General features: G+C 42.4%; 9 protein-coding genes and 1 pseudogene. 6 read left to right on the forward strand and 4 right to left on the reverse strand.

Annotated features, from left to right (window positions below; all coding sequences use genetic code 11):
* Nucleotides 1-2 precede the first annotated feature (2 nt).
* From VB693_RS16245 to VB693_RS16255, 3 genes are all read right to left on the reverse strand, one after another.
* Nucleotides 3-2,114, reverse strand: a complete 2,112-nt coding sequence (locus tag VB693_RS16245; RefSeq protein WP_323267164.1) for an Rne/Rng family ribonuclease — start codon at nucleotides 2,112-2,114, stop codon at nucleotides 3-5.
* Between the two features lie 554 nt (nucleotides 2,115-2,668).
* Nucleotides 2,669-5,452: a TIGR03960 family B12-binding radical SAM protein gene (locus VB693_RS16250; protein WP_323267165.1), complete on the reverse strand. Its 2,784-nt coding sequence runs from the start codon at nucleotides 5,450-5,452 to the stop codon at nucleotides 2,669-2,671.
* A gap of 162 nt (nucleotides 5,453-5,614) precedes the next feature.
* Nucleotides 5,615-5,923, reverse strand: coding sequence for an STAS domain-containing protein (locus VB693_RS16255; protein WP_323267166.1), 309 nt, complete (start codon nucleotides 5,921-5,923; stop codon nucleotides 5,615-5,617).
* A 481-nt stretch (nucleotides 5,924-6,404) separates the two neighbouring features.
* Between VB693_RS16255 and VB693_RS16260 the strand changes: the two genes are divergently transcribed.
* Complete coding sequence (locus VB693_RS16260; RefSeq protein ID WP_190701988.1) at nucleotides 6,405-6,605, forward strand: hypothetical protein; 201 nt, start codon at nucleotides 6,405-6,407, stop codon at nucleotides 6,603-6,605.
* A 159-nt stretch (nucleotides 6,606-6,764) separates the two neighbouring features.
* Nucleotides 6,765-7,937, forward strand: coding sequence for a pyridoxal phosphate-dependent aminotransferase (locus tag VB693_RS16265; protein ID WP_323267167.1), 1,173 nt, complete (start codon nucleotides 6,765-6,767; stop codon nucleotides 7,935-7,937).
* Between the two features lie 196 nt (nucleotides 7,938-8,133).
* On the opposite strand, the gene VB693_RS16270 is transcribed toward VB693_RS16265, so the two are convergent.
* Complete coding sequence (locus VB693_RS16270) at nucleotides 8,134-8,499, reverse strand: hypothetical protein (RefSeq protein ID WP_323267168.1); 366 nt, start codon at nucleotides 8,497-8,499, stop codon at nucleotides 8,134-8,136.
* A 231-nt stretch (nucleotides 8,500-8,730) separates the two neighbouring features.
* Here VB693_RS16270 and clpS point away from each other — a divergent pair, with 231 nt between their 5' ends.
* From clpS to VB693_RS16290, 4 genes and pseudogenes are all read left to right on the forward strand, one after another.
* Entirely contained in the window at nucleotides 8,731-9,012 is a 282-nt protein-coding gene (gene clpS / locus VB693_RS16275; RefSeq protein ID WP_190701977.1) for an ATP-dependent Clp protease adapter ClpS, read from the forward strand.
* Nucleotides 9,013-9,104: 92 nt separating this feature from the next.
* Complete coding sequence (locus VB693_RS16280; RefSeq protein ID WP_323267169.1) at nucleotides 9,105-9,929, forward strand: type II CAAX endopeptidase family protein; 825 nt, start codon at nucleotides 9,105-9,107, stop codon at nucleotides 9,927-9,929.
* Between the two features lie 71 nt (nucleotides 9,930-10,000).
* Entirely contained in the window at nucleotides 10,001-10,225 is a 225-nt protein-coding gene (locus tag VB693_RS16285) for a hypothetical protein (protein WP_323267170.1), read from the forward strand.
* Nucleotides 10,226-10,359: 134 nt separating this feature from the next.
* Nucleotides 10,360-10,605: pseudogene (locus VB693_RS16290) on the forward strand (hypothetical protein); the annotation flags it as partial.

Raw genomic sequence — 10,605 nt, forward strand, 5'->3', positions numbered from 1 at the left:
CGTTAACTCTCTTCACTGTCGGAATCAAGCGCGGAAGAACGACGGCGACGGCGACGGTTGGGAGTAGTAGTTGCTTCACTCTCATCCATGCTAGCTCTATCTTCCATGCTAGCTTTATCTTCCATGCTAACTGCCGTTACTGTTGGCTCAGTTACTGTCACCGATAATGATTTGGGTTCTAATTTCAGTTTTGGTGGGCTAAATTCTGTAGTTATTGTTTCAACAACACTTGATCTAGAAGTTTCTTCAGGTGGTGCTGTCGATACTTGCCCTGGCTGAACAATATTAATAATTACAGATTTGGGACTTTTTACTTCCTGTTCTAATTTAATCAGAGGAGAAATCCCCATCAAAGCGAACATATCTTGTTCTGGTTGAGTCATTTCCACAGTCCGAATTTCCGGTGGTTCTACCACGGGTTTAATTGGTTCTGCTTTTGTGATTTTGGTGCGCTCTGCCCTTTCTACCCAACCAGATTTACCTAAATTCGGTGAGGGAATTTCTGGTGTTGTAACCAGTTCTACGTCGTTATCAAGGTCTAAGTCTGATTCATTAATATAGCCTATGGGATTGTGAGTAATTCGGCTTTCATCTTTGCCATTTGCTCCATTGATACCAATCCGGCTACGACGGGTGCGGGTACGACGCTTGTTCTGATCGTTGAGTTCTTGATAGCTGGGATGATTAATTAAATTTAAAGCTCCAGAGTCAGAATCTCCCTCGAATCCGTCACCAAATCCGTCGTAGGTTTCCCGCATATCTGTCACACGAGTGACGGGTAAACGAGGTTCTCTTTGAGGTTCTCTTTGAGTTTCTCTTTGAGGGAGAGATACAAACCGATCAGGTAATTCTACTGGGATAGGTAAGCGGCTTTCATTTTCTCCAGGTAGCCTGACTGTATGCCCTAAACCACCACAAGCGGAGCAAGTTTCACCAAACAATTCGTAAATATTTTGACCTTGACGTTTACGGGTCAGTTCTACTAAACCTAGCTCGGTGAGTTGAGCAATCTGGGGACGAGCTTTGTCTGCTCTGAGGGCTTTGTTAAAGTGTTCTAAAACTTGCAATTGGTCGCGCCGTGATTCCATATCAATGAAGTCAACAACGATTACCCCAGCAATATTCCTTAAACGTAGTTGGCGGGCAATTTCTGTGGCTGCTTCGCAGTTTGTCCACAAAACGGTTTCTCTGGCTGTTGCCGATCGCGTGAAAGAACCAGAGTTAACATCTATTACAGTTAATGCTTCTGTTGGCTCAATGATGATATAGCCACCAGAAGGTAGGTCTACTCTTGGTTTGAGGGCTTCACGGATAGCGGCATTAATGCGGAAATACTCTAAAATTGGTGAGCGATCGCGATGGTGGTCAATCAATAATCCCTGCGGTGTTTGACCTCCACTCCAGTTCTGCAAATACTGCTTGACTCGCTTTAACCCAGTGCTGGAATCCACTACGATCCGGTTGACATCCCCACCGTACATATCCCGCAATACACGCTGGATAAAATCATCGTCTCTATTTAGTAGTGCTGGCGCACGGGTAGATTGAGCTTCTTGCTGAATGGCTTCCCACTGCTTTTGCAGCACTTCCAAATCTTCGATAATTGCTTCTTCTGGTTTTCCTTCTGCTTCTGTACGCACCAACAAACCCATACCTGCGGGTTTAATTAAAATTGCTAGCGCACGTAAGCGGTTACGCTCAGTTTCACTTTTAATCCGCCGTGATAGATTTACGCCTCTACCATAGGGCATCAATACGACATACCGGCCAGGTAAAGTGATATTACCTGTGAGCCTTGGCCCCTTTGTACCCGTTGGCTCTTTCATCACCTGCACCAAAACTTTTTGCTGTGGTGCTAATAGTTCTGTAATTGCAGCTGCTGTGCGCTTTAGCTTCAGTGGACCTAAATCAGTTACATGAATAAAACCGTTACGTTCTGGATCGCCGATATTGACAAAAGCCGCGTCAATTCCAGGTAATACGTTTTCTACTACGCCTAAGTAGATATCACCGATTTGATGATGCCCTGTGGCTACAACCAGCTCTTGTATTTGATCTTCCGAAAAAACGGCAGCAATCTGATGCTGCTCTGCGATAATAATTTGTTTTGGCATTCAATTTCCTCAAAAATCGGCAGCGCCAACGGACTTGGAGGTTTGTTATGCCTCTCGCCCCTGCCAGCCTCCAAAGACGCTGTTAGTAATAAAAATTGTGAAGCCGAGCTTCAAAATTAAAGAGCTATTGACTAAGGAATTGCGTTCACACGCCTGATTATTCCAGAACGGCTGCATACTGTTTAAGCAAATAAATCAACCATCTGTGGTTGATTTTTTATGCGATACCCTCACCCTCTAGAGATTAGGTATTCAGCAGTTGTTTTAAAAAGCATAGGTAGAGAAACTGACTTAGCCTGCTGTTAATTACTAGTTCACAAGGTAGCTACAGAGAGAGTGTTCTTTAATCCGCCTTAGTTTGTCGGGGATAAAACCCCAAAAGCTTCACTCTAATATCTTGCTCTTGCTCCCTGATTACCAGGGTAGTAGTGAACTAGTTCGTTCAATGCAGCGCCAGAAAAGTTCTCTTCATTCCATTCTAACGCAACCTTGCTAAAAATCAATTCCTATGATGTGCTGTTCAGGGCAACTACTAGCCAGATGCCCTGTAGAGATTATACTGCTAAAATTAGCTGATTGCGGTGGATCTGCCAGAGATGAAATTTTGTGCAGTCTGTTTTCAGTATGCCTACGTTCTCTGTGTTCTCAAATTCACCAGCCACTATCTCTAGCATAGACAGAATTTGTTCGGGACGCAACAACAACCCATCTTGGCGACAGCTACCCACATAACGCAGAACAGCTGTTGATTCGGTTTCGTTGTTTTTGGCTGATATTAATTCCAACTCAAACAATCGTGAGCGCAGATTTATGATCTGAGTCTTGCCTGATTTGGTGGTTTGCTCCCATAAAATTTCGTCTCGAATTTTAATTGCTTCTGTCCATCCTTGCCATTGTGCAGGTGTGACTTCGCTAGCGGCGGCTATGGTAATTAGATACTCTACCTGTTCCAACAATTTATTAGCTGCTGGAGCTTTTAAGTCTACCTGTTCCACACGATAAACGGGGATATCTGGGGGCAGTTCTTGAGCCAGTTTTTGATGAAATACGTCCACCTCTACAGATTCAGTTAACTCAAAATCCACAATCTCACCACTACTAGTAGCTCCTAAAGCTAAGGCACTGGCTACAGCAATCTTGGGGCTAGGATGAAAGCCGTTGGTATAAGCCACTGGTAAACTTGCCCGTCGCACCACACGGTCAAACAAGCGCATCACATCTAAGTGACTGAGCAACGCCATATCTCCTTGTTTACCAAACCAAACGCGTAATCTTTGAGTTTTAGTGATGTTAGGGACAAAATCACCAGCAAATTCGGGGATAATAGGTGGCTCAATGACAATATTATGACCAAAATCTGTGCCACATACCCCACAGTGAGAACAGCCTTCAAAAGAACAGTCTGGAACAACTGCCGCCTCTAGAGCGCGTTGTAAGTCCTCTATCAGCCATTTTTTATCAATGCCGGTGTCTATATGATCCCAGGGGAGGGGAGTAGAGAGTGCTGAGTGCTGAGTGCTGAGTGCTGTTAGTGGTAGCGAGGCGTTTAGCCCGTGCTGAGTGCTGAGTGCTGAGTTCTGAGTTCTGAGTTCTGAATGGGAAAAAATAAATAATTCTCCCTGCTCCCCTGCTTCCCCTGCTTCCCCTGCTCCCCCGCTCTCCTCCTGTGCAGCAAACAAATTCCATTCACCGTTTTCGACTAGGCGGTATTTCCAATCTAAATCAGCTTCTCTGATGGCATCTTCCCAAGCGGTAAAAGCTTTACTGAGGTTGTCATACCAAGAATCCATGCCTGCACCTAATTCCCAGGCTCGGCGGACTACTCTACCCAAACTGCGATCGCCTCGGCCAATAAAGTCTTCCATTGCCGAAATACGGACATCGGTAAAATTGACTTTTACTCCCCGGCTGCGGCGAAATGCTTGCCGCAGCAGGTCTTGTTTGCGCCGAAATTCACTAGTGGAAACTGAGTGCCACTGAAATGGTGTATGGGGTTTAGGAGTGAAATTGGAAATTGTCAGGTTGAAGTTGAGTGGTCTTCTACCTTTACCCCGACATTCCCTCTGCAACCAGCTAACTGTTTCCTCTATGCCTAAAACGTCGGTATCTGTCTCACCCGGTAAGCCGATCATGAAATACAACTTGATTTTATCCCAGCCTTGTTCCCAGGCAGTTTTGACACCTCGTAATAATTCTTCGTTAGTTAAACCCTTATTAACGATATCCCGCATCCTTTGCGTTCCGGCTTCGGGGGCAAAGGTTAGCCCACCTTGGCGTGTACCACCGAGGATATTAGCGATGTTTTCATCAAATCTATCTACGCGTTGGCTGGGAAGTGTCAGGGAAATATTTTCATTTCTTAACCGATTTTTAATTTCCATCCCTACAGCTGGTAGGGACAAATAATCAGAACAACTCAAAGATAAGAGCGAAAATTCATTATAACCAGTCGCTCTCATGCCCTTTTCAATGGCTTCGACTACTTGCTCTGGTTCTACATCCCTAGCTGGCCTGGTAAGCATCCCTGGTTGACAAAACCGACAGCCACGGGTGCAACCGCGTCGAATTTCAATGGTCAAGCGATCATGTACTGTTTCTACGTAGGGAACTAGTCCAATGGAATAGGCGGGAATAGGGGTAGCGACTCGCCGCAAAATCCGTTGAGGAACATCTGAGCGTAGAGGTTTTACCGAACCATCTTTTGCTGGAGCATAAAATTGAGGTACATACACGCCTGGGATTTGTGCTAAGTCTAGTAGCAGATTTTCCCGGCTTAATCCAGCTTGTTTGCCTTCTTCCAATACCAAGCCGACTTCTGGTAAGAGTTCTTCCCCATCTCCCAAGGCGAAAAAGTCAAAAAAGTCGGCGTAGGGTTCAGGATTTGATGTTGCTGTCTGTCCCCCGGCGAATATCAGAGGATAATTCCCCTGTAATCTTTCTTGCCATGTGAGGGGAATTCCCGCCAAGTCCAACATCTCTAGAATGTTGGTTGCTCCTAGTTCATAACTGAGACTAAAACCTAAAATATCGAATTCTTGTAGTTCTCGCTTCGATTCAACAGCAAACAAGGGAGTGTTTGTTGTTCTGAGTTTATCTGCTAGGTCTTGACCCGGTAGGTAAGCGCGATCGCATAACTGCCGAGGTTGGGCATTCAAGATATTATAAAGAATGATATGCCCTAAATTAGATGAGCCAACTTCGTATACTTCTGGGTAGGTTAATACCCACCGTATGACCGCCTTATCCCAAGGTTTGTGTATTGCCAGCCGTTCGTTACCTAAGTAACGGGCTGGTTTTAAGATATCCGATGTGATTAATTGTTCAAATGCAATAGCCACTATGCCAACTTTGAGCTACTTTCATTACAGCTACTTTCCTCCAACATTAGCATTGATTAGCTCTTTGAGTAGGTTTTCTGGTGGCAAGTTACAACTCTTTTACATTAAATTTGCTCAAAAGCATTGCGCCAATTTAAGTTCATTTGGTGCATTTGCTAACAATTATCCTTCAGATAGGTCAAAAACTTCATCAAGTTGGGTCAGTTCCAAAATCATCCTGATGGCTGGGGATACAGAATCAAGCTGGAAACCCTTGTTTAGACTCTGGGCTAATTTGAGTGCAGACACTAAGGACATTAGTCCAGAGCTATCAAAAGATTCTACTGCCGCTAAGTCTACTAACAAGCTAGAAACATCATCTTGAGCCAAAGTTGTGGATAAGTCGCGTTCAAATTCTAAGGCATTGGTCGCGTTCAGGTAGCCCTGAGGACGAATAACTGCAATTCTCGGACTCTTTAGTACTGCTTCCATATGGACATCCTAAGTAGAGTTATTAAACCATAAAGCTTAAATTTATTTGAACATAAACTGTTCGCTGGAACATCGACCAGATGTCTTAAATGTCTTTGCTAAATCTTTATTTTTTTTCCAGGTCTATTTAAAGATTGTCATAATTTCGAGGTGAAATGTATTCATGTATACTTTTTTTCCTGTGAGTTCAAAAAAAAATCAACATAGATAACCGCAAAGCAGAAAAAAGCCAAACCGTCATCCACAATTATGCTGAAAAGTCTGATAAGACCATGAGATATAGCAGATTGAGTAAGTTCAATACAATACCTGAGATGCAGTGACATCTCATTCTATTTATGGAAATTGTTAAGTTTAATTAGGAACTATCTACTTAGTTTAATTGTGACATAAATCACTATAATAGTAGTATTTGGATCACATTTTATACTTAACTTCATCTTGGATAATTTAGTATCACCGTACAGTGGGTTCATGACCTATGAGAACTAAATACATAATTCGTCAGTTAGTTGAAAAGGCTCTTGATATTAAAAAGCTAACTCCAGAGATCGAAAATGAAATCAACTCAGAACTGACTGAACAGGGTTACATCTCTGATGTCGATTACGAAGCTCTAGAATTATTGATGGCAGAGATGGATGCTGGACGTATTCAGCTAGTTTCCAGTCTCGGATTTTAATAAATTAGTCAAGTCAAGATTTTTTTCTAGAAAAATTTAATTATGACAATAATCTAGTAAAGACTGCTAGTGCTTTTGAGTCATGTTTACTATTTAATTACCTAGTGTGGCGTAAACTGTGCTAATGAGCCTCAACTTTTGCATTAGTAACAAGTCGCCATGCAGCCTGCTAAACGTTTAGAAAAAATTCCTCCTTATCTATTTGCTGAAATTAACCGTAAACGGGAAGAACTTGTCGCCCAAGGAGTTGACATTATTAATATGGCAGTGGGTGATCCTGATAAACCAACTCCTGCTCATATTCTCCAGGCTATGCACGCAGCAATTGATGACGCGAGTAATCATAACTATCCACCTTATCAGGGTACGCAAGCATTTCGGGAGGCAGCCGTTGAATGGATGGAACGGCGATTTGGGGTAAAGGGATTAAACCCGAATACAGAGGTAATATCTTCCATCGGTTCAAAGGAAGCAATACATAATACTTTTTTAGCCTTTGTGGAAGCGGGAGACTATGTATTGATACCAGACCCCGGTTATCCCGTTTATCGAACTGCCACAATTTTTGCTGGAGGCGAGGCTTTTACAATGCCTCTGAAGGCAGATAATCAATTTTTACCTGATCTCAAGATAATTCCTGTAGAAGTAGCTCAAAAAGCAAAACTGTTGTGGATTAATTACCCCAATAATCCGACTGGAGCTTTAGCGACTCTAGAGTTTTTTGAGGAATTAGTGGCGTTTTGTCGGCAGTACGATATTTTGCTGTGTCATGATCATGCCTATTCAGAAATGGCTTATGATGGCTACCAACCGCCGAGTGTGTTACAAGTTCCAGGGGCGAAGGATGTAGCGATTGAATTTCACAGTTTGTCTAAGTCTTATAATATGACAGGCTGGCGGATTGGGTTTGTAGTTGGTCATGCCGATGGGATTCAGGCTTTGAGCCAAGTTAAAACCAACGTAGATTCAGGAGTTTTTAAAGCCATTCAAGAAGCTGCGATCGCAGCTTACAAAACAGACCAAGCTGAACTACAAAACTTGATGTTAGTGTACCAAAAACGACGTGACATCGTGGTGAAAGGGCTGCAATCTCTAGGCTGGCCAATTGAGCCACCAAAAGCCACGCTTTACGTCTGGGTTTCCGTCCCTATTGGTTATTCCTCAACTGAATTTGCTAACCTCCTCCTAGATAAATGTGCCATCCTAGTTCCCCCAGGTAATGGCTACGGTGCATCAGGCGAAGGTTATATCAGAATAGCCTTGACTATTCCTGATGAACGATTACAAGCAGCCATTCAACGAATGCAGGATGCGGGGATTCGCTATACTTAGGAATTGTGGACAAATTAATTCAAAATACCCTACCTGCGGATGAATCCTACAGATACGCTGCGCATTCACGCAGTGTTCCGCAGGAAGCGTGGTAGCGTCTGTTTACGACACGCTACGCGAACGTCAGAGAAGCAAGCTAAAATTCAAAATTGAATAACTTCTGAGGACTTGGGACAAGTTTCTCGCTACTCAGCACTCAGCACTCAGCACTCCCCACTCCCTGCTGATAAGCTTGCCAGAGTTGGTGGATAAACTGATGGAGTTGCTGTTTAGCTAGTTTGTCTAGTTCAGATTTTGGTTCTTTCGCCAAAAGTTGACTTAAAAAAGTAATAACTTCTGTATCTAGGGCTGGTCTAAACAACTCACCGGGCCACAACAGGTCAGAACCATCTCGGAGGTCAGTAATTACGGGCATTTCTGGGGTATGAGTGACTAGTAGCAATGGGCGCACCCAGCATAATTGACGGGAAACCACAACTTGAATTACTTCTGCATACAGATTCCTGTCGCTATGCTCTAAAGACACAATTTGTCCTGGTTGAAAGTCGAGACTTCTGTCCATAATTACCTAGGTAGGGCAGTCGCACACACGGGGTTTCCTCTACCTTTATTTTAAGAGTGGGAGGGAGCGTTGCTGTGAAGCTATCTTGCCAGTATCCCAACTCAAAAGCAGCAAAATTTTTTTCTGACATGAAGTTTTAGTGAAAATGCTATAACATAGGTGAATAACTGTTAAGCGATCGCTAGTACAGAACCTCTGTTGTAGTAAATAAGAAATCAAAGAGCAAAAGTTGTGTCAGTCGAAACCATTGAGAAGCGTTCCACATCCCGCAAGCTTGCGCCTCGGTATCGCGTTTTGCTCCATAATGACGACTACAACTCTATGGAGTATGTCGTACAAGTGCTACTAACCACAGTGCCAAGCCTTACTCAGCCCCAAGCTGTTAGCATCATGATGGAAGCCCATGCAAATGGGCTGGCTTTAGTTATTACCTGCGCTCAGGAACACGCAGAGTTTTATTGTGAAACTCTCAAGAGTCATGGTCTTAGCAGCACAATAGAACCAGAGGAATAATTCGTAATTAAGCATTAAGATTGCGAACTTGGAATGAATAAATATTCTGTCATTAGTCATAATCTTGATTACTGACTTTTGGCTTACCTGAAATGAAAACCAAAATCCTGAATCTAGCTCAACGCCCTGCCCCTATTCGGCTGGGTTATTTTATTTTGGCATTATTATTGCTGTGGTTGCCCATAGCTGCACCAATTTATTTACTAGTGGATGATTCTAATTTAGTAAGTATATTGACAATGGTATTGTTATATGCAGAGTTTATTTTTCTGCTGAGATTATGGGGTCAAAAAGTCTACCAACAGCCACAAATACTGAGAATTTATGGTTTGAAATTTACGTGGCGCAATGGGATAGAACTGCTGTGTGGCTTAGTCTTAGGTATCATTAATATTTTTGTTTTATTTGGGATACAAGGTTTTTTGGGTTGGCTAGTGTGGCAAAAACCAACAATTTTGTTACTAAAGATAATTTTAGAAGGTTTGATTGTTGGTTTAGGTGTAGGGTTTGCAGAAGAATTGTTATTTCGTGGCTGGTTTTTAGACGAATTGGAAAGAGATTATAGTCAGCCTGTAGCATTATGGATAGATGCACTAGCTTTCGCTGCTTTACACTTTGTCAAGCCACTTGCAGCAATTATTCACACATTGCCACAGTTTCCAGCTTTAGTATTACTGGGGTTAACGCAGGTATGGGGAAAGCGTTGGCGGCGGGGACGATTGGGCTTACCAATAGGTTTACATGGTGGTTTGGTTTGGGGTTACTACATTATTAATGTCGGGGGATTAATTCAATATTCTGGTCGAGTTCCTGATTGGATAACTGGGGTAAATAATAATCCCTTACAAGGATTAATGGGGGTTGTTTTTATGTGTATATTGGCGTTGTGGATGCGGGGGCGGAGTGTTAAAGGTTAATTATGATTAAATATAGTGTCATTTTACTAATATTTATATTTTCTTTGTTTGTAACATCTCCTGCTTGGGCTATGGTATGCCGCAATTATGAAGGACATCAGATTTGCATTCTGAGTATTCAACGTAGTGCGAAAAAATATTGGGAATATCAAGCGGCTGTGAGTGTTGATGGAGTTAAAACACCTGTGGAAATTTACAATTGTCGGGGTAAGTTTAAATTGACAAAAGATAGAACTGTAATTCAATTCACTCAGAATAGTCCGGGTGAGATAATTTGTAGTTTTTTTAATAAATAGCCATCTAGGATTCAAGCTAACACCACCAGAAAACTCAGGTTTCTTTTCTAGATTACGATGAATTTTTGGTTTAACCTGCGGAATTGTGTTTTTTGAAGTTGTAGAGCAACCTTGTAAGCAATCAAGGTTAGATAATGAAACTAAGTTTATTTGGTGCGATCGCTCTTTCAGTCACAGCCGCTTTGATGAGTATGAATAAACCAGCTAATGCTGCACCTATCACTTATCAGCAAACTTGCAATAATATTGGCATTTCTGGAAATCGACTATCAGCTAATTGCCGAAAAATTAATGGTACATTCAACAGAACCTCAATTACTTTACGAGGAATTGAAAATATTGATGGCACTCTGAGAGTAACTAATCCTAATCAAGTAAGT

The organism is Anabaena sp. UHCC 0399, from assembly GCF_034931465.1.
In the GTDB taxonomy this organism is placed as follows: domain Bacteria; phylum Cyanobacteriota; class Cyanobacteriia; order Cyanobacteriales; family Nostocaceae; genus Trichormus; species Trichormus minutissimus.